The sequence below is a fragment of the Frankia sp. CcWB3 genome, assembly GCF_977927595.1.
In genome coordinates this window covers 1-20,231 of record NZ_CDWRCK010000011.1, presented here as the reverse complement: position 1 = coordinate 20,231, position 20,231 = coordinate 1, and the positions used below count along the sequence as shown (strand labels likewise).

Here is a 20,231-nt window from a genome sequence, read left to right as displayed (position 1 = left end):
GCACTTTCCCGACCAGACCACGGCCCTTGCGCCGATCATGCTCACCGAGGGCCAGGCCACGGCGAGTGCCGTGGCGCTGGCCACCGCCCCGGACGGTCCGCTCACCCGGGACGGGGCGACGGCGTTAGAGAAGCCGCTCGACGCGACGACCCCGCCGGCCCATCGCCCGCTGATCATCGGGGCGCCGCCTGGGAGCCTTCGGCCACGGACCGCGGCTCGGCCACCCCCTCCGGCTCGGCCACCCCCTCCGGCTCGGCCACGGACCGCGGGGCCGGTGGGGTGGTACGCAGCGACCAGACGATGGCCACGATCAATGTCACCGCGATGACGCCGAGCGACAGCGCGATCGGCGGGTGCCACACGTCGGTGAGCAACATCTTCACGCCGATGAAGGCCAGGATGAACGCGAGCCCCGTCGCCAGGTGGTGGAAACGATCCATCAGACCGGAGAGCAGGAAGAACAACGACCGCAGCCCCAGGATGGCCAGGGCGTTGCTCGTGTAGACCAGGAACACCTTGTCGGTCACACCGAGCGCAGCGGGCACCGAGTCGAACGCGAACAGGACGTCGGCGGTCTCGATCATGACGAGGACGGCCAGTAGCGGCGTGGCGACCAGCTTCCCGGCACGCCGAAACACGAAACGCTGCCCCTGATAGTCGTCGGTGACCGGAATGACCTTGCGCAGCAGCGCGATCGCCCTGCTCCGGCCCGGATCCATCTCGACGCCGTTGCCCCGGAGCATCGTGACTGCCGTGTAGAGCAGAAAAGCCCCGAAGACGTAGATGACAAAGCTGAAGCGTTCGAGCAGCGCGATACCGGCCGCGATGAACAGGAAACGGAGCACGAGCGCTCCCAGCACACCGTAGAACAGGACGCGGTGCTGGTAGGCGCGAGGCACCTTGAAATAAGAGAAGATCAGCGCGAAGACGAAGAGGTTGTCGACGGACAGGCTCTTCTCCAGCAGCCACGCGGCGGCGTACTCGCCGGCGGGCCCCGGGCCCTGCCAGGCCCAGATGACACCGGCGAATCCGATGCCCAGCGAGACCCACAGAACGCTCCACCACGCGGCCTCGCGAAAGCCGATGACGTGAGCCCGACGATGTGCCAGCAGGTCGATGGTCAGGAGTGTGAGCAGGACGCCGACGAAGGCGGCCCAGGCCCAGGGGGGCACGTACACAGGTGATCTCCAGTGGTGTCGGAACGCGGCGCCGCGGGCACGCGGCGCGAAACGGTGTCGCCCTGACCGACCGGGCCCCGTTGCCAGCAGTCGGTCAGAGCACACTTCACCCGGCGATGGTCACGCCGAGGAGTAGGAGGGGAGCCGGGTGCCCGCCGCGGCGGGCGGTCAGCGCCAGAAGCCGCCGGGGTGGGCGGGGCGGACCGTGGTGGCGCGCCCGCGCAGCGGGGCGGTCTCCACCGCCTGGTTCAGCTCCACCGGGCCCACCGTTCCGACCAAGCGGAGGCGACCGTCATCCGGGGCGGCGTCGAGGACGACGACGCAGCCCGCGGCCGGCCGCTCCAGAAGTCGGCCGGTGACGCCCGTCAGCTGCTCGTCCGGACGGGCGGTGGCAACCATCTCCAGCGGAATCATGACCCGGTTGATCCGGGCGAGACCTCGATCGTCCATCGGCACGGCGGCGAGGTCACGCAACAGCACCACCCCGGCGAGGGATCCGTCGAAGTCCTCGACCCCGAACACCGCCCTCCGCGAGGGCAGGACGACCTCGTCCAGCGCGCTCGCGACGGTCGTCCAGGCGGACAACGGCGGCGGCGGCGGGCTCATCACGTCCCGGACGGTCAGACCCTCCAGCGCGACGTAGGCCCGCTGCTGCGCCTGGGCGAACCGGGAGGTGCCCAGCGCCAACCAACCCAGCAGGACGGCCCACAGCGCGACGAGCCCAACCAGGAACGACCCGACCACCCCGACGGCGATCAGCGACCAGCCAGTGATCACACCGGCGCGGGCCGCGGCCTGCTCGGCGCGCGCACGACTGCCGGTGCGGCGCTCCACCCGGGCGACGATCAACCGACCGCCGGAGCTGCGCGGGGAGGGGAGGACGTCGACGAGGGTCACCAGCAGCGCGAAGGTACCCACCCACAGGGCCACCTCCCCGGCCAGTTCCCAGGTGCCGGCGGGTGCCAGGGCGCCGAGCACGACGAGCAGGGCCCCGGCGGCGGCGGTGACGAGCAGGCCGGCCCGCGCGATCCGCGCCTCGACCTGGGTGCCGACCTGGGTGCCCATCCCCGGCGCGGGATCGAGGGCCACCACGGGCGGCGGCGCGAGATCGATGCCGCGGGATGCCGGGTGGGGGGGTGCCGGGCGCGGGGCAGCCACCACGCTCGCGGAGCGGTCGGGTGCGCCGGCCAGGACCAGCCGGCTTCCGAAGGCGCCGAGGGTGATGCCGAGAGCGGTCACCCCCGACCGGCGGGCCGACCGGGCCCGCATCAGATCGGCGGCCAGCAGGACGCCCACGAGCAGGCCCGCCCCGATCAGGCCGCCGGACAGGTAGGCGAATCCGGGCCGGCCGGGCACGGTGGCCGGCAGCGTGATCGCGGAGAGGAGGACGGTGACGATCGCCACCGAGATAGCCAATCCCGGACGCACCGTGATCGGCGGGAGATGTCCCCGTCGGGTGGCGTCATGGGTGGTCATGTCCGCTCAGAGCTCCTAATGAGTTCTTTCACCCTTCACCTGGCCGCGGTCACGACCAGGTGTCACACATGCTCAACGCCTAGCCTGCCCTTCAACGTCCCGGCAGACACCGCAGGGAGTCTGCGACTTTGCCTACGATCTCGTTGCCGAGGTTCGGCAACATCGAAGTTCGGCAACATCGAGATGCGGCAGCATCGAGGGAGGAGACCGGCGGGTGGAGAGGGAGGAGACCGGCAGATGGAGAAAGTAGAGGAAGTAGCCCGGCCAGCTGAGATCACCGCGGTCGACAACGACGCCCCGGCGGGACTGCCCGGGACAAGCCTCACCCGGCTCCCCCGGGCGGCCGTGCTGGCCGCCGCCGACGCCCGGCTGCACGCCGGCCTGCTCGGGGACTATCTCGACGTCCTAGCCTCCGCCGCAGACAGCGGACGGCGGCTGTCCGCGGCGGAGCTGGATACGTTCCGTGCGCTCGGCCGGACGGCGGCGGAGTCCGGCGCCGCGCTGCGTGCCCTCGTCGACCTCTACCTCTCTGCGACCTGGCGGATCTGGCCGTCGCTGCCGGCCGTCCGGGCAGCCGACCGGGCGGCCCGCGAGCTCGGCCGGGCTTCGAGTGGCCCGGCACAGCCCGGTCAGCCCACGGATGCCCCGCGCTCCATGGCCGAGGCCGTCGGCGCCGTCTCGAGGACCCGGGCGGCGGCCTCGGCGGTGCTGCGGGCCAGCGACGACGTGGTCGCCGCCGTTTGCGAGGGCTACGAGGCCGCCCGCACCGCCCGGGCTCGCTTCGAGGAGGCGCTGCGCCGCGAGCTCGTCGACGACCTGCTGGCCGGCACGTCGGAGGTGGGGCAACTACTGGAACGGGCCGGTACGTTCGGCCTGCGCCTGGAGGCGCCGCACGTGGTCGTCGTCGTCGCGGGCAACCGCCGGTTTCTCGACGGCCGCGGCCTGACCCGGTCGGCGGAGGCGACGCTGCGGGAGCACTGTCCGACCGACCCGCTGGTCGCCACCAGGAACGGTCTGCTCGTCTGCCTCATGCCCGAGGAGAACGACCTGACCCGGTTCCCGGCCGGTGCCGCCGCGAACCTCACCTCCCCGGCCGGCCGGCCGGCGCCGGGAGCCCGGCCGCGTGGGCGTCGCCGCCCGGACCTGCCGAAGACCGGCGACGCGGGATTCTCCCCGCTGCCGGCGTTCGCGCTGGCGGAGGGCACGGCCACGGCGGCCACAGCGGCCGCGGCGGTGACGACGATGACGGCGGTGACGGCGCTGGCCCGGCGGCTGCAGGCCGAGCCCGGGCTGGTCTGGCGGCTGGGGGTCAGCCGGGGGCGCAGCGGGGTCGCCGGGGTCCGCATCGGGTTCGAGGAGGCCCGCGGCGCCGTCGACATCGCCGGGCGGCTCGGGCTCGACGGGCACGTCGTCCACGCCGACGACCTGCTCATCTACAAGGTCCTGCTGCGTGACCGGGAGGCCCTGGCCGAACTGGTGGACGCGGTGCTCTCGCCGCTGCGCACGGCGCGGGGCGGCGCCGGTCCGCTGATCGACACCCTCGACGCCTACTTCACCACCGGCGGGGTGGCGCTCGCGGCGGCGCGGCGGCTGCACCTGTCCGTGCGTGCCCTGACCTACCGGCTGGACCGTATCCACGCCCTGACCAGGCACGACCCGGCCTCGCCTACCGACCGTTACGTCCTGCAGACCGCCGTGCTCGGGGCACGGCTGATCGGCTGGGATCCCTCGGCCGACTGACCGCACCCCGGCTGACAGCGGCTGGTCCCGCGGTCCCGGGGGCGCGCGGGGGACCGGGCGGAAACTGTCGGAGGCCTGTGGTGTGCTAGGAGCCGTGAGCACAACGTTCGAACGGCCCACCATCGACATCGAGCGGACGCGGGCGCCATTCCAGGTCGTGTCCGACTTCTCCCCGTCGGGCGACCAGCCCGCCGCCATCGACGAGCTGGCCCGGCGGGTCGGGGCCGGCGAGTCCGACGTCGTTCTCCTCGGCGCCACTGGCACTGGGAAGTCCGCGACCACCGCGTGGCTGGTCGAGCGCCTGCAGCGGCCGACGTTGGTGATGGCTCCGAACAAGACGCTCGCCGCGCAGCTCGCCAACGAGTTCCGGGAGCTGCTGCCGCACAACGCCGTCGAGTACTTCGTCTCGTACTACGACTACTACCAGCCCGAGGCGTACATCGCGCAGACGGACACCTACATCGAGAAGGATTCCTCGATCAACGAGGAGGTGGAGCGGCTGCGGCACTCGGCGACGATGAGCCTGCTCACCCGCCGGGACGTCGTCGTGGTCGCGAGCGTCAGCTGTATCTACGGACTCGGCACGCCTCAGGAGTACATCGACCGGATGGTGCGGCTGAGGGTCGGTGACGAGATCGAGCGGGACCTGCTGCTACGCCGCTTCGTCGACGTGCAGTACACCCGCAACGACCTCGCCTTCACCCGCGGGACGTTCCGGGTCCGGGGGGACACGGTGGAGATCTTCCCGGTCTACGAGGAGCTCGCCGTCCGAGCCGAGATGTTCGGCGACGAGATCGAGCGGCTCACCTACCTGCATCCACTGACCGGGGAGGTCGTCCGCGAGGCGGAGGAGATCTACGTCTTCCCGGCCACGCACTACGTCGCCGGGCCGGAGCGGATGGAGCGGGCGATCGCCGGCATCGAGGCGGAGCTCGCCGAGCGGCTGGCCACCATGGAGCGGCAGGGCAGGCTGCTGGAGGCGCAGCGGCTGCGGATGCGCACCACCTACGACATCGAGATGATGCGCCAGGTCGGGTTCTGCTCGGGCATCGAGAACTACTCCCGGCACATCGACGGCCGCGAGGCCGGGAGCCCGCCGCACACCCTGCTCGACTACTTCCCCGACGACTTCCTGCTGGTGATCGACGAGTCGCACAACACCGTCCCGCAGATCGGCGGGATGTACGAGGGCGACATGTCCCGCAAGCGCAACCTCGTCGAGCACGGGTTCCGGCTGCCCAGCGCCATGGACAACCGCCCGCTGCGGTGGGAGGAGTTCCTCGGTCGCATCGGCCAGACGGTCTACCTGTCGGCGACCCCGGGCCCCTACGAGCTGGGCCGGTCCGTCGGCGTCGTCGAGCAGATCATCCGGCCTACCGGCCTGCTCGACCCCGAGGTCGTGCTCAAGCCGACGAAGGGGCAGATCGACGATCTCGTCCACGAGATCCGGCTGCGCGCCGAGCGGGACGAACGGGTCCTGGTCACCACGCTGACCAAGAAGATGGCCGAGGACCTCACCGACTACCTGCTCGAGCTCGGCATCCGGGTGCGGTACCTGCACAGCGAGGTGGACACCCTGCGCCGGGTGGAGCTGCTCACCGAACTGCGCCGCGGCGAGTTCGACGTGCTCGTCGGGATCAACCTGCTCCGCGAGGGTCTCGACCTGCCCGAGGTGTCGCTGGTGAGCATCCTCGACGCCGACAAGGAGGGCTTCCTGCGCTCGGACAAGTCACTGATCCAGACGATCGGCCGGGCCGCCCGTAACGTGTCCGGGCAGGTCCACATGTACGCGGATGCGATCACCCCGTCGATGCGCCGCGCCATCGACGAGACGAACCGGCGGCGCGAGAAGCAGATCGCCTACAACACCGAACGCGGGCTGGACCCCCAGCCCCTGCGCAAGAAGGTCGTCGACATCCTCGACGACATGGTTCGCGAGTCGGCCGACGGCGAGCTGATCGGCGGCGGCCGGTCGCAGTCCCGCGGCAAGGCCCCGGTTCCGGGGATAAAGTCGCGCGCCGGCAGGGAGGGTGCCGCCGGCCGGTACGCCGCCGAACTCGCCGGCCTGCCCTCCCACGAACTCGCGCAGCTCATCCGCCAGCTCGACGACCAGATGCACGAGGCGGCGAAGGAGCTGCAGTTCGAGCTGGCCGCCCGGCTGCGCGACGAGATCGCCGAGCTGAAGAAGGAGCTGCGTGGCATGGGCGCCGCCGGCGTGCAGTGATGCCGTGAGCGCCGGCCTGCCACGATCAGCCGGCTGGGGCGGCGGTATCCGTGCCGCTGGCGACGGTATCCGTGGCGACGGTCCCGGTCTTGGCTGCGGCCTTGGCGTCGCAGCGGGCCAGCAGGTCCTGCCAGACCTCCTCGATGCGGGCGTCGAGGTCGTCCAGGCTCCCACCGTTGTCCACCACGATGTCGGCGACGGCCCGGCGCTGGGAGTCCGTGGCCTGGTTCGCCATCCGCGCCAGCGCCTGGTCGCGGGGCAGGCCGCGGGCCTCGATGCGGTGCAGTCGCAGCTCCCGCGGCGCCTCGACGACCAGCACCACGTCGTAGGTCCCCTCGGCGTGCACCTCGACGAGCAGCGGGATGTCGTGCACGGCGATCCCGCTCGGTGGCACCTCCCCCATGCGCCGCGCCGTCTCCTCGCGGATCAACGGATGGACGATCGCTTCGAGCCGGCCACGGGCGGCGGGATCGGCGAACACGATCCGGCCGAGCGCCTCGCGGTCCAAGCCACCGTCCGCGTTCGCCAGTTCGGTGCCGAACTCCGCCAGGACCGCGGCGAGCCCCGGGGTGCCGGGCGCCACCACGTCCCGGGCGACCTGGTCGGCGTCGATCAGCAGGGCGCCCCGGGCCGCGAGGCGCGCCGACACCGCGCTCTTGCCCGAACCAATGCCACCCGTCAGACCTACTGTGAACACATCGCCGAGTCTGCCAGCTCCCGGAGCCAGCCACCCGACCGGTCCGCCCGTCTGCGCCCTCGCGTACTTGGCAGCTCGCGTACTTGGCAGACTGTGCGGATGGAAGCTGCCCCGGTCGCGCACCGGCTCTGGCCGGTCCTGCTCACCGGCACGCTGCTCGGTCTCGGTGCCCTCGGCCTCGCCCTGGCACCGGCGCTCGCCGATTCGGCGCCGTTGCTGCTCGTCGCGCTGCGACCCACGTGGGCGATCCTGCTGCTGGTCGGCGGCACGGTGCCGTTCGTCCCCGCCCTGCTGATCGCCGCGTTCTTCCGCGGGCTGATCGACGTCGGCTACTTCGGTCTGGCCCGCAACAACATCCGCTCGGTGCTCCTACGGCGCCTCAGCACCGGCCGCGTCGTGGCGGCGCTGTCCCGCCGCGGCACCCAGCGCCCGCTGCTGTGGTTCTGCCTGCTGAACACCAACGCGGCGGTGGACGCGGTGCTCGGCGCCGGCGACGTCCCGCTGCGCCGGTTCCTGCGCTTCCTGGTTCCCGGCTCCCTGCTGTCCTCGGCCCTCTACCTGACGGCGGCGCGTGCCGTGACGCCATGGACGCACGGCGTTGTCACCTGGCTCGACGAGAACATGACCTTCCTGATCCTCGACAGCCTCACGTTAGCGATCATCCAGCTGGGGGCGCGGACGGTCCTGCGCCGTCGGGGTCGGCTCCGCGCTGCATCCGAACCGAGATCCTGCCGGGTGCGGTGGTTCGCGAGGAGGGTGGCGCCGCGATCGACGACACGGCGGTCAACGAGGCCTACGACGGCCTGGGCTCGACGTTCGCGTTCTACTCCGACGTCCTCGGCCGGAGCTCCATCGATGACGAGGGGATGGCTCTGCTCGCCACCGTGCACTACAGCGACCACTACGAGAACGCCTTCTGGAACGGCCGCCAGATAGTGTTCGGCGACGGCGACGGTGAGCTGTTCAAGCGTTTCACGGTGTCACTCGACATCATCAGTCATGAACTGACCCATGGCGTCACCGAGGACGAGGCGGCGCTGATGTATGTGAACCAGTCCGGCGCGCTCAACGAGTCGATCAGCGACGTCTTCGGTTCCCTGGTGAAGCAGTACGTCCGCGGCCAGACCGCCGAGCAGGCCGACTGGCTGATCGGCGACGAGCTGCTCACCGACGCCGTCCAAGGCGTCGCGCTGCGGTCGATGAAGGCCCCCGGGACCGCCTACGACGATCCGGTGCTCGGCGACGACATCCAGCCGGACCACATGGACCGCTACGTCCGGATGACCGCCGACAACGGCGGCGTCCACATCAACTCGGGCATCCCGAACAAGGCGTTCTACCTCGCCGCGACGGCTCTTGGTGAATACGCCTGGGAGAAGGCCGGCCACATCTGGTACGAGACCCTGCGCGCACCGCAGATCCGGCCGAACACGACGTTCCGCGCTGACCGTGCGCCAGGCCGGCCTGCTGTTCGGTGCGGACGCGCGGAAGGCCGTCTCCGAGGCGTGGCAGGCCGTCGGCATCGCCGTCCGCGCATCCGGGTAATTCCGCGCATCCGGGTAATTCGGACCATCACGCCCGACGGCATCGGACGTCACCGCCCGGAACCACCTTGCCCGCCTTCGCGGCCCGGGCCCGCAGCAGCTCGCGGATGCGCTCCGCCGGCAGCGGAGGCGAGATCGCCTCTCCCTGCAGCAGGTCGCAGCCGAGGTCGACCATCATCGTCAAGGTCCGTTCGTCCTCGATGCCCTCACCGACGACCCGCAGCCCCAGGCGATGTCCCAGATCGAGCACGGAACGCACGATCGCGGCGTCGGGCAGGCTCCCCCGGACGTCCGTGACGAACCCCCGGTCGATCTTGACCTCGTCGAACGGCAACGTCTTGAGGATCTCCATCGAGCTGTACCCGGTGCCGAAGTCGTCGAGGGAGAGCGCCACGCCGTGGGAGCGCAGCTGACCCAGCATCATCGCCGCACGCGCGGGCTGGGTGACCAGGGCGCTCTCGGTGATCTCCAGGGTGAGGACGTCGGGGGCCAGCCGGTGCGCGGCGATCGAGTCCGAGACCACCCGGGGAAGGTCGTCGAGCACCAGCATCCGGGGGGAGAGATTGACCGACACTGGCAGGTGCAGGCCTCCCACGTCCCAGGCGGCACACTGCCGCAGCGCCTCGTCGAGAACCCACCGGGTCAGGTCCGCGATCAGGGGGGACCGCTCGGCGATCGGCAGGAACTCGCCGGGGGGGAGCAGCCCACGGCTCGGGTGCCGCCACCGCAGCAACGCCTCGGCACCGACGATCCCACCGGTCCGAGCCGACTGGACCGGCTGGTAGTACAGAACGAGCTCGTCGCGGCCGATCGCGGCGCGCAACTGGGCGTTCAACGCGATCTCCTCGGGCCGCACCCCGGCGATGCCGGCCTCCCACAGGCCCACGCTCTCCCCGACCCGCTTGGCCCGCAGCAGAGCCGCATCGGCGCAGCTCATCAGGGTGGCCATGGTCGCGCCGTCGCGGGGGGCCACCGCGATGCCCACCGAGGCGTCCACCTCGACGTCGACCCCGCAGACCTGGAAGGGCCCCTGGATCTGGCGGAGGACCCGCCGACCCAGGGTGCGCCGCCGCCCGGCAGCTAGGGCCGCGGGCAGGGGGCCGCGGACGGCCGGCGCGCCCGACGGGCCGAGCGGGACGGGTGAAGCGGATGAGGCGGATGAGGGAGGCGAGGCGGATGAGGGGGGCGGCGCCGGGGTGATCTCGGGTCCGCGGAACACCAGCGCGAACTCGTCCCCGCCGGCCCGACCGACGAACACCGGCCTCGGGGTCAGGGTCGGCAACGTCTCGGCAATCATCCTCAGCAGCTGGTCGCCGCCGAGGTGACCAAGCGCATCGTTGACCTCGTGAAACCGGTTGAGGTCCACCAGGACGAGGACAGCCTCGTTCCCCGCGGCGTTGATCTTCGCAACGGCGGACTGCCCGATTTCCATCGTCCCGCCCCGATTGGCCAGGCGGGTAAGGGGATCGGAACGGTTCTGCAGCAGGCCCTCACGGAACAGGGCCTTCGCCACCGCGCCCACGAGCACGACGGCGGCGATGGTGGAGAACATGGGCGCGGCGGCCTCGGCCAGTCCGTCGTGGGCGATGACGCCGGCGACGACGGCACCGCAGACGGCCGCGGTGCCGGCGACGGCCCAGCCGACGGGGACCAGAGCGGCATAGGCGCACAGCACCGGGAACCAGGTCAGGTAGGTGTCCGCGTTCCGGCCGGGCGCCGCGCTCGCCAGCGCGAAGGCGAGCGCGGCGGCGAGCGAGGCGACGGCGACGGGCGGAATCCAGCGCCCTCTCGGGTTAGCCACCAGCCCGACGACAGTGTTGCCGACCGCGACCACCAGACCCAGCCAGCTTCCCCAGCGCAGATAACCCGGGGAGCCCGGAATGCACCCGGCGAGCAGGAAGAGCACCGCCGCGATCGCAGGGGTGACCACGAGAAAACGCCGACGGCCGGCGAACGTACGCCCGCTGATCAAAAACAGCTTCCTCCCGCACTGACCCGCGATGAGCCCGACCGAACGGACCGAGCGGATCAGGCGGGCCGAACGGAGACGAACCGCACCGAGCGGGACGTCGCCCCGGGTGTCGCGGCGACCCCGCATCCGAGAGATCACGGTGCACGACGGCGACAGGACCGGGTCAGGTTTTCTTCCAACATAGCCGTCGATCCGGCGTGACCGACATCACGGCCAGCAGTTTCCTGGCACCGATGCGATTTCACGGCACCGATGCGATTTCACGGCTCGGTACAATTCCTCGACCGATACCGGATACGACGGGAAATCCGGGAAACCAGCGGAATAATTCAGCACAAAAATGACATCCGGGGTACAGAAACGCTCAGCGCCAGGAACGCTCAGTGACAGGAACGCTCAGTGACAGGAACGCTCAGTGTGCCGCGTCGTCCCAGGTGCGGCCGGCGCCAACGCTCACGTCGAGCGGCACCGACATGGTGTACGCGGAGGTCATCTCGGCCCGGACTAGCCGCTCGATCGCCTCGTACTCGCCGGGCGCGATCTCGAGGACGAGTTCGTCGTGCACCTGGAGCAGCAGCCGGGAAGCATACCCCCCGGCACGCAACGCCCGGTCGACCCCCAACATCGCAATCTTGATGATGTCCGCGGCGGAACCCTGGATCGGCGCGTTCAACGCCATCCGCTCGGCCATCTGCCGCCGCTGGGAGTTGTCACTGGTCAGATCGGGCAGGTAACGACGGCGGCCGAGGATCGTCTCGGTGTAGCCGTCCTTGCGAGCCCGTTCCACGACCCCACGCAGGAAGTCGCGGACCCCGCCGAACCGGGCGAAGTAGGCGTCCATGTGCTCCCGGGCCTCGTCCGGCGCGATGCCGAGCTGCCCGGCGAGGCCGAACGCGGACAACCCGTAGGCCAGGCCATACGACATCGCCTTGATCCGCCGGCGCAACTCCGGGTCGACCTCGGAGACCGGCAGGCCGAACGCCTCGGCGGCCACGAAGGTGTGCAGGTCCTCGCCGGAGCCGAACGCCTCGATGAGGCCCTCGTCACCCGAGAGATGAGCCATGATCCGCATCTCGATCTGCGAGTAGTCCGCCGTCAGCAGCGTCTCGTAGCCCGCGCCGACGACGAAGGCCCGGCGGATCTGGCGCCCCTCGGCCGTCCGGATCGGGATGTTCTGCAGGTTCGGGTCCGCGGAGGAGAGCCGGCCGGTCGCGGCGATCGTCTGGTTGAACGTGGTGTGGATGCGCCCGGCATCGTCGATCATGGGGATCAGCGAGTCGACGACCGTCTTGAGGCGGGCCACGTCACGGTGCCGCAGCAGCACCGGCAGGAGCGGATGGTCGGACTGGACCGCCAGCCAGGCGAGGGCGTCGGCGTCCGTGGTGTAACCGGTCTTGATCTTCTTGGTCTTGGGCAGGCCCAGCTCGTCGAAGAGGATCTGCTGCAGCTGCTTGGGGGAGCCCAGGTTGAACGGCCGGCCGACGATCTCGTGGGCCTGCGCGGCGACCGCGCTGACCTCGCCGCCGTATCGCTTCTGCAGCTCGGCCAGGTGCTCGGAGTCCACGGCGATGCCGGCCCGCTCCATGCCGGCCAGGACCGTGACCAGCGGGAGTTCGATGTCCCGCAGCAGGGTGGCAGCGGAGCGGCGTTCAAGGTCCGCGTCGAGGGCGTCGGCGAGCTCGAGGCAGGCCCGGGCCCGCACGGCGTCCGCGTGCGCCTGGTCGGCCTCGCCGGAGCCGTCGAGGGTCAGCTGCTGGCCGCCCGGGACGGGGTCGGCGGACAGGTCGCGATGCAGGTACCGGGCGACGAGATCGGCCAGGTCGAAGGACCGCTGGCCGGGCAGAGCCAGGTAGGCCGCGAGCGCGGTGTCACTGGTGACGCCGGCGAGCGGCAGGCCGAGCTCGGTCAGGGCCAGCATCGGCCCCTTCACGTCGTGGGCGGCCTTCGGCTGGTTCGGGTCGGCGAGCCAGGCGCCCAGCGCCGCCACGTCCGCGGGGGTGAGCAGCGTCGGGTCGAGCCAGGCCGCGGCACCGCCGGCCGCGGCCAGCGCGAGACCGGCGAGCAGGCCGGTGCCGCGCCCCCAGGTGCCCCGGGCGTGCAGGCCGGTACGGCCGGCTCTGTGGGCGTGCTCGGCGAGCCACCGGACCACCTCGCCCGGCCCGAGCACGGTCAGCTCGATCTCGAACCCCTCGTCGGCGGGAGGCGGCGCGATCGCGAGGGCCGCGTAGAGCCGCTCCCGCAGCACCCGGAACTGCAGCGTGTCGAACAGCTGGTGGACGGCCTCCCGGTCCCAGGGCCGCATCCGCAGGCCGGCGGGGACGACGTCGAGCGGCACGTCACGGGACAGCTCCGTCAGGGAACGGTTGCGGATGACCTCGGACAGATGGGCGCGCAGCGACGCCCCGGTCTTCCCGCCGATCTCGTCGGCATGGTCGACCAGTTCGGCCAGCGAGCCAAACTGCTGGATCCACTTGGTGGCGGTCTTCTCCCCCACCCCCGGCACCGACGGCAGGTTGTCGGAGGGATCCCCGCGCAGGGCCGCGAAGTCCGGGTACTGCACCGGGGACAGGCCGTACTTCGCCTGCACTTCGTCGGGGGTGAAGCGGACCATGTCGCTGATGCCCTTGCGGGTCATCAGCACCGTCACCCGCTCGTCGACCAACTGCAGCGCGTCACGGTCACCCGTGACGACCAGCACGTCCATCCCCTCGGCCGCGCCCAGGGTCGCGAGCGTGGCGATCACGTCGTCGGCCTCGTATCCCGGCGCGCTGACCCCCGGCACCGCGAGGGCGTCGCACACCTGGTGGATGAGGCTGACCTGGCCGACGAAGTCGGCCGGGGTCTCAGCCCGACCGGCCTTGTACTCGGCGTACTGGGTGTGCCGGAAGGTCGGGGTCGGCAGGTCCCACGCCACGGCGACATGGGTCGGCCGCTCGTCGCGCAGGACGTTGATGAGCATGGAGGTGAATCCGTACACCGCGTTCGTCGGCTGGCCCGTGGTGGTGGAGAAGTTCTCCACCGGCAGCGCGTAGAAGGCGCGGTAGGCCAGCGAGTGCCCGTCAAGCAGCAACAACCGGGGCGTCGCCGGGGTCGGCTTCGCGGGGCTCGATGGCGCGGGACTCGGCGAGGGCGCGGCCGGGCCGGCCGCGGTGGCCACAGTGGCGGACGCTGCCGGGCTCCCGGACGGGGACGAGGTGGGGGACGAAGTGGTGACGGACACGCGGCGAGTTTAGGCCGTGGGTCGGACAGTTTCGCCGCGAGCGGGCGGACCGACGCGTCGACCACGTCGCTCCGTCACGTCGCTCCGCCGATCGGTCAGGTCCGCCGATCGGTCAGGTCCGTCCGGTCACGGTTTGACGAGGGTCACGGTTTGACGAGGGAGCTGACCGGGCCGAGCACGGTCCGTTTCCCGGCCCGGACCTCGTACACGTAGACCGTCGAACCCTCGACCTCACCATTCTTCCGGAATCTGATGCGCTTGGTGACCCCGGGAACGTCGACCGAGCCGAACCGGGCGAGCACGGCCTCCCGCGTCGCGCCGCTACCGAGCCCGCGCAGCACCTCGATGACGGCGTTCGTGGCGTCATAGGCCTCGCCGGAATAGGTTCCAGGCCGCGCATCGGCGTTGATCGTCTTGTAGTCGGCGACGAACCCCGCCGCCGCAGGATCGCTGTTCGGGTCACCGCAGGGGCAGGTCAGCAGCATTCCCTCGGCGTTGCCGGCACCGGCCTGGCGGATGAGCTGGTCGTCGTTCGCGCCGTCGCCGCTGACGACCTTCCCGGTGTACCCCTTGCTGCGCAGCGCCCTGGTCAGCAACGCGAGTTCCGCGTAGTAGCCCGAGTAATACACGGCATCCGGATTCTCGGCGAGGATCTTCGTGGCCTGGGACGTGTAGTCCTTCGTCGGATTGATGCCGTCGTGGATCACGCGGATTCCTCGGCCGGTCAGGGCCTTCTCGAGCGATCCGGACAAGCCGGTGCCGTATTCGCTCCGGTCGTCGAGAGAGTAGACCTTGTCCACCTTCACGACCTTGGCGAGGTATTCCGCGGCGGCGGATCCCTGCACGGTGTCCGGGGCGATGACCCGGTAGAAGCTGGTGAACCCGAGATCGGTAAGCGCCGGATTGGTGACCGACGGGCTGACCGACAGCAGCCCGGCCCTGCTGTAGAGCGGCTCACTCGACTTCGTCGGTCCGGAGAAGACGGGGCCGACGACGCCGATGACCTTCGGATTGTCGATCAGCTTCTGTGCGGCGGTGGGCCCCTGCTCGGCCATACCCTGATCGTCCGAGGCGACCAGGCGCAGCCTGAACGGCAGATCCTTGCGCCGGTTCGCCAGCTCGACGGCGGTCAGCACCCCGTCGTAGGCGTTGATGCCAAGCTGCTGGTTGTCGCCGGAGAGCGGCCCCTGAAAGCCGATGACGTATTCCTTTTTCCCGTCGTCACCGGACGCACCACCGCCACAGCCGGCAAGGACGGCCGCGGCCGTCAGCACACCCACGGATCCGAGGGCCCCCCACCGCGTCACGCTCGGTCGGGGCACGCCCCGTCGCCGTCCAGGACCCGTCATGACACGCCCTCCCACAGCACATCGCTGCCGCCACCGCCCCCTCGGCGTCAGAACCCGGTCCGCCGCCACCGCATCATTGGCAACCGATCGAAAGCGGATAGTGACGAAAACGTAACCTTCGGAGGGGTGGAAGGGAAGCGCAAAGTGAGCGTGTCGTAACTTGAAGGAGGTTTCGCCGGTGGGTCCGAAAACGAACGACCTGATCGGAGAAGCGAACGACCCGGCAGAACCCGCAACGGCCTGGTCGGAGGATGCCGGTCGCCGCAGCCATTGCGGCAGCCGCCGCAGCGTCATCGCCGGTCGGTCAGTTCTCCGTCTTCAACGGGACGAATCTGCCGCCGAGTACCGTGTAGAGCACGACCGTGGGCGATCGGGTGTCCCCCCAGCGGTCGAAGGCGACGGAGCCGGTGATCCCCGCGAACGAGCCGCTCCCGATCGCCGTCACGAGGTCGTGCCTGGTGGCCGCGTCCACGGTCGTCCGGCCCGGCAGCACCGTGGCCGCTGCGCGGATGATCGCCCTGGCGGCGTCGTACGCATAGGCCGCGACCGCGGGGATGGCCTCGGCCCGCCGCAGCTCCAGCTCCGCGGCTGGCTCGTTCACCCCGGACGTGCCGCGGGTACCGGCGGCCGGCGGCCCGTGGGGCCCCTCCTCCAGGCCCGACCCCGATGCCGGTGCCGATGCCGGTGTCAAGATGCCGTGGACCGCACTCGGGGTGGTGGTGGCGCCCCGGCCGGGCGAGGCGGTCTCCGCTGGATCCTCCTGGCTCCGCAGGTCCGCAGGGTCCTCCTGGCCCCGCGGGCCCAGGGTCCCACTCGGCCGCCCACTCGTGCCAGGCGATTCCACGCCGCCCGAGGCCCCTGGGCGGGTACTGCCCTCGTCATCCGCCGGTCCCCCGAAGCGGTCGGAGTAGTCCGCGACGAAGGCGCCTGAGGACGGCAGCCGAGTCGGCGGGACCAGCGGACCGATGATCAGGTCGCCGTCGGCCGCCGACCTCGCCTCGTCGGTGTAGCGGGACTGGAGCAACGCGTCCGAACCGAGTACCTGGATCGACGTTCCCGCGTCGGCGAGCCGGGCCCGCAGTTTCCCGGCGAAGGCCGCACCCATCGAGACATAGACCAGATCGGGGGCGTCCTCCTCAATCGCCCGCGCGGTGCCGGCGATCTCGGATCCATCCGTCTCGTCCCCCCGGACCTGGTATACCGATGTCACCGACGCGCCGAGGGCGGCGGCGCGCGCCGCGAAGCGGGCGCCCAGAGTCGTGCCGTATCTCGGTTCGCCGTCGACGACGGCGATACGCTTGCGGCCGAACGTCCTGACCGCGTACTCGGCGGCGACCCGGGCCTGGCGCTCGTCCGTTCCGGCCAGGCGGAAGTAGGACGGGAAGGGCCGGGTGCGCGGCCGGGAACCGGAATCGGTCAGTGTCGGGTCCGCGTTCGACGGGGAGACGACGGGGATGCCCGCGGCGCTCAGCGTGGGCAAGGACACCTTCGCGACGAGTGAGCTCAGCGGCCCGACCACGCCGATGACCTGATTGTTCGCCACGAAGGCGTCCACGGCCTGCGCTCCCCCGTCCGGACGGGACAAGTCATCGTGGGCGGACAGCTCGATGCGCCAGCCCGGGATGGCCCCGGACTTGTTGGCCTCGTCGACCGCGAGCGTGACGGCGTTGCGCGCGCTCACCCCGTCCGTGGAGAGATCCCCGGACAGCGGCGCCATCACACCGAGGGTGGCGACCCGGATGACGCCGGCGTCATCGCCGGCGCCAAGGCTGGCGGCCAGCGTGAACCCCAGGACCGAGGGCACCGCGAGGATCAGGACGGCGAGAGCCGCGAGCGCCGCGCGCCCGCGACCGGTGCGCGATCTGGCCCGGGTCCACCGCCCGATCGAACCGGCCATCGACGCGAGAGACGCCCGCGACGAATCGCTCACCCGGCTTCCGGGATCACGGACACGGAGGTCACGAGCCCGGCAACGCCTCACCCGACAGCACGGCCTCGGCGACCGCCCGCATCGTCCGGCGCTGGTTCATCGAGGTGCGCTGAATCCAGCGGAAGGCATCCGGCTCGGTCATGCCGTGCTCGGTCTGCAGCACGCCCTTGGCCCGCTCGATGATCTTCCTAGCCTCCAGGCGCCCCTGCAGGTCCTCCACCTCGGCCTCGAGGCTCACGATCTCGGTGAACCGGCTCATCGCCATCTCGATCGTGGGCAGCAGGTCCTTCTTCTGGAACGGCTTGACCACGTAGGCCATGGCGCCGGCCTCACGGGCACGTTCCACCAGCTCCCGCTGGCTGAAGGCGGTGAGGATGACGACGGGAGCGATACGGTCTTTCGCGATCTTCGCGCCGGCCTCGATGCCGTCCATCCTCGGCATCTTCACATCGAGGATGCACAGGTCGGGGCGGAGCTTGCCGGCGAGGTTGACGGCCATCTCGCCGTCGCCCGCCTCCCCGACCACCTCGTAGCCCTCCTCCTGGAGCATCTCCCTGAGGTCGAGCCGGATCAGCGCTTCGTCCTCGGCGATCAAAACCCGGCGCGGGTTCGAGGAGGGTTGGCTCATCGAGTCGGACTCCTGGTCTCGGAGGTGCGTCCCTAGTGTGACAGGACGGACGATCGGGGTGGCCGTCCCGCCCCGGGCACGGAGGGCGGGAGGTCGAAACGCACCCTACCCGGATAGAGTCTTCAAGGAGAGGTTCCGGCCAGGTTCGACGGCGATCTCCTCGCCCTCGTCCCGCCCGGTTCCTCCGCCCGTTCCACTTGCCCCAACTCGCCCCTGTTACGTCTGATCCAACACGCTCCACCCGCCGGCCCCGGTACTCCAACGGCAGAGAGACGGTGCTCAAACCACCGACAGTGTGGGTTCGAATCCCACCCGGGGTACGTACAGCATCCACACGCCGAAGTGACGACGCGGATGCATTCCGTGTGGTGAGCCGGACTGGTGCCGGTGGCGGCGCCGCCGAGGCGACAGCGGCCACCGCCTCGATCCGGTCAGCCTGAAGTCTGATCATGATGCTGGCTTCCTGGGCCTCGTGGTGTACCTGGACGGTGAGCTGCGTCAACTCGTAGAACTCGCGCTGGATCTCCTCGGGGGCGTCGTGGAGGCTCAGGCGCAGCCGGGGCAGCGCGCCGAGCAGGGCGGCGCCGTCGACGGTGGGCCGGTTTGAGGTCTGCACGTCGTCCGCAGCGGCAGCGTCGAGGGTTTCCAGTTCGGCGGCTTTGGCGCGCCGCTGTTCCTCGAGCCCGTTGTAGGACTTCCGCAGCCCCTGGCTGAACGGGTCGTCGGGGTCGGCGTCCTGTGCCTGGCGCAGAATGTTCTGCTGGCGGCGGGGCAGGTCCGCGAGGGTGCGCTCCATGGCGACGCGGCGTGCCTGCCGATCCTCGGTTTCCCGGTCGCCCGTCGTCGCGAGTTCAGCGAGGTAGGTCTTCGTCCTGTCGGGGCCGAACAGCCGGTCGGCGTAGAACTCGGTGAGGGCGTAGAGGATGACGTCCTCGCGGATGTAGAACGTCCGGGATGCCCGTCGTACGCGTCGGGTCCGCCGCCGCGGTCGTTCGGGCGCGGCCGGCACTGGTAATAGGGGCTGCCGTGCCGGAGGGTGCCGGCCATCCGGCGGCCACACCTCGTACTCGGCCACGGACTGGTTGATCCGCCGCTGCAGCAGCGACGCCTGCGGGCCATCAAGCCGAATCGGCTCGTTCCAGGCGAACAGCGGCACCCCAGCGCGTTCCAGCGCCCGCTCGACCGAGAGGTTCTCGTACATCCGCCGGGCGATCCGGGACATCGACTCGCAGATCACGACATCGAACCGGCGGCCCGGCGACGCGACCTCGGCCAGCAGATCATCGATCCCGTCGTCCCGCGCGATGGGAACATCGAACCGGGTCACATCGGCCGGCACATGGCCAGTCCCGAAGAGGCCCCATTACTGCAGCCGTCACCTAAACTGGACTGCGCCGCCCGTGGATGCGGGTCTATTAGAAGCCCTCGTCGACGAGTACCGCACCCTTCTCGATGAGGACATAGGCCCTCGCCCACCCGTCACCGACGACCCGGGAGCGGACTTCCACGTGCAGGCGGCCCTGGAAGATCTCCAGAGAGAAGCCGCCGTACATGCCCGGGACCGACAGATAAAGGGCGTCAGTGCCGTCCTCGGAGAGCACCTCGGTGGCGACGTCGCGCAGCCGGACCGCCAACGTCGGGCGGATCGTCGACTCGACGAGCGATGCAAGGTGCCTGTCCCACGCCTCGAACCGGCCGGTCCCGCTAGTCCGGCTCCGTGGCGTCAGGACGTCGGCCAAGTGCTCGTGGCCGCGTTTGCGGGCGATGTCGACCGGCCGCAGTCTCTTAGCATCACGCAGCGTGCGCCACGCGCCGTACGCGATAAGTGCGGCCGCCACATCAACAGGGGCTCCGTGCCAGGCAGCCTGGTGAAGCGGGGTGAACCAGGACGTACCGCCGACCCGACACTGGTTGACGTCGATCGACCGGTCCGCACCCAGCAGCCTGAGCAGGTTGCTCCAGTTGCCATCGCGCGCGGCATCGGCGACGGCGTCGAGGCGCGCGAGGCGCTTGGGCGGCAGGTCGGCGCGGTCGAGGGCTCCCGGCCAGACCCTCGTCGTCTTCGCCTCGCCAGGCCGGGAGTCGGTGTTTACCGGGATGGCCCGGTACCAGGCGGCGAGCGCGGAGAGCACGGCGCCGAACTGGCCGTTCTCCACACACCCGCCCAGGTTGCCCTCGATGAAACGGTCGGACCGGACGAACGCGGTCGCGGCGCGGACGGCATCCGCCGCACCGAGCGGGAGGCCCGCATCGAAGTTAGTACTCCAACCCGA

At 70.7% G+C, this 20,231-nt stretch carries 12 protein-coding genes, 1 tRNA gene and 2 pseudogenes; 5 read left to right on the top strand and 10 right to left on the bottom strand.

The genetic code is table 11. The features are described 5' to 3' along the window. Positions 1-173 precede the first annotated feature (173 nt). On the bottom strand, positions 174-1,178 hold the full coding sequence (locus tag ACY5KJ_RS01935; RefSeq protein ID WP_462186166.1) for a TerC family protein: 1,005 nt from the start codon (positions 1,176-1,178) through the stop codon (positions 174-176). Positions 1,179-1,346: 168 nt separating this feature from the next. After that, positions 1,347-2,654, bottom strand: a complete 1,308-nt coding sequence (locus ACY5KJ_RS01930) for a peptidase M50 (RefSeq protein ID WP_462202636.1) — start codon at positions 2,652-2,654, stop codon at positions 1,347-1,349. Positions 2,655-2,891: 237 nt separating this feature from the next. Between ACY5KJ_RS01930 and ACY5KJ_RS01925 the strand changes: the two genes are divergently transcribed. Then, a complete protein-coding gene (locus tag ACY5KJ_RS01925) occupies positions 2,892-4,394 on the top strand; it encodes a PucR family transcriptional regulator (protein ID WP_462186168.1) in 1,503 nt (500 codons plus the stop codon). A 94-nt stretch (positions 4,395-4,488) separates the two neighbouring features. Continuing rightward, positions 4,489-6,618 (top strand): excinuclease ABC subunit UvrB, encoded by a 2,130-nt coding sequence (uvrB, locus tag ACY5KJ_RS01920; protein ID WP_462186169.1) that lies wholly within the window; start codon positions 4,489-4,491, stop codon positions 6,616-6,618. Positions 6,619-6,643: 25 nt separating this feature from the next. Here the strand turns inward: uvrB and coaE are convergent, their stop codons facing one another. Beyond that, entirely contained in the window at positions 6,644-7,315 is a 672-nt protein-coding gene (gene coaE / locus ACY5KJ_RS01915; RefSeq protein ID WP_462186170.1) for a dephospho-CoA kinase, read from the bottom strand. Positions 7,316-7,758: 443 nt separating this feature from the next. On the opposite strand from coaE, the pseudogene ACY5KJ_RS01910 reads away from it, so the two are divergent. After that, a pseudogene (locus tag ACY5KJ_RS01910) lies at positions 7,759-8,860 on the top strand (M4 family metallopeptidase). A gap of 27 nt (positions 8,861-8,887) precedes the next feature. Here ACY5KJ_RS01910 and ACY5KJ_RS01905 read toward each other — a convergent pair. The 5 genes from ACY5KJ_RS01905 to ACY5KJ_RS01885 form a co-directional block, all read right to left on the bottom strand. Further along, positions 8,888-10,957, bottom strand: a complete 2,070-nt coding sequence (locus tag ACY5KJ_RS01905; RefSeq protein ID WP_462202634.1) for a putative bifunctional diguanylate cyclase/phosphodiesterase — start codon at positions 10,955-10,957, stop codon at positions 8,888-8,890. Between the two features lie 286 nt (positions 10,958-11,243). Then, entirely contained in the window at positions 11,244-13,988 is a 2,745-nt protein-coding gene (gene polA / locus ACY5KJ_RS01900) for a DNA polymerase I (protein ID WP_462186172.1), read from the bottom strand. A gap of 206 nt (positions 13,989-14,194) precedes the next feature. Further along, on the bottom strand, positions 14,195-15,400 hold the full coding sequence (locus tag ACY5KJ_RS01895) for a branched-chain amino acid ABC transporter substrate-binding protein (protein ID WP_462186173.1): 1,206 nt from the start codon (positions 15,398-15,400) through the stop codon (positions 14,195-14,197). A 304-nt stretch (positions 15,401-15,704) separates the two neighbouring features. Next, positions 15,705-17,330: a branched-chain amino acid ABC transporter substrate-binding protein gene (locus tag ACY5KJ_RS01890; RefSeq protein ID WP_462186174.1), complete on the bottom strand. Its 1,626-nt coding sequence runs from the start codon at positions 17,328-17,330 to the stop codon at positions 15,705-15,707. Positions 17,331-17,358: 28 nt separating this feature from the next. Continuing rightward, positions 17,359-17,958 (bottom strand): ANTAR domain-containing response regulator, encoded by a 600-nt coding sequence (locus ACY5KJ_RS01885; RefSeq protein WP_009399419.1) that lies wholly within the window; start codon positions 17,956-17,958, stop codon positions 17,359-17,361. Between the two features lie 247 nt (positions 17,959-18,205). On the opposite strand from ACY5KJ_RS01885, the gene ACY5KJ_RS01880 reads away from it, so the two are divergent. Beyond that, positions 18,206-18,278 (top strand) — tRNA-Leu (locus ACY5KJ_RS01880). A 152-nt stretch (positions 18,279-18,430) separates the two neighbouring features. Further along, positions 18,431-18,565 carry a hypothetical protein gene (locus ACY5KJ_RS01875; protein ID WP_462202632.1) on the top strand — a complete coding sequence of 45 codons (135 nt, stop codon included), beginning with the start codon at positions 18,431-18,433 and terminating at the stop codon, positions 18,563-18,565. A gap of 465 nt (positions 18,566-19,030) precedes the next feature. Here the strand turns inward: ACY5KJ_RS01875 and ACY5KJ_RS01870 are convergent. Continuing rightward, positions 19,031-19,285: pseudogene (locus tag ACY5KJ_RS01870) on the bottom strand (recombinase family protein); the annotation flags it as partial. An 88-nt stretch (positions 19,286-19,373) separates the two neighbouring features. Beyond that, on the bottom strand, positions 19,374-20,231 hold an 858-nt coding region (locus tag ACY5KJ_RS01865; protein ID WP_462202631.1), incomplete at its 5' end, for a DUF6508 domain-containing protein.

Coding starts and splice junctions, on each gene's coding strand:
- ACY5KJ_RS01930 (WP_462202636.1), bottom strand. CDS start 2,654: ATGACCACCCATGACGCCACCCGACGGGGACATCTCCCGCCGATCACG.
- ACY5KJ_RS01895 (WP_462186173.1), bottom strand. CDS start 15,400: ATGACGGGTCCTGGACGGCGACGGGGCGTGCCCCGACCGAGCGTGACG.
- ACY5KJ_RS01885 (WP_009399419.1), bottom strand. CDS start 17,958: ATGAGCCAACCCTCCTCGAACCCGCGCCGGGTTTTGATCGCCGAGGAC.
- ACY5KJ_RS01905 (WP_462202634.1), bottom strand. CDS start 10,957: ATGCGGGGTCGCCGCGACACCCGGGGCGACGTCCCGCTCGGTGCGGTT.
- ACY5KJ_RS01925 (WP_462186168.1), top strand. CDS start 2,892: ATGGAGAAAGTAGAGGAAGTAGCCCGGCCAGCTGAGATCACCGCGGTC.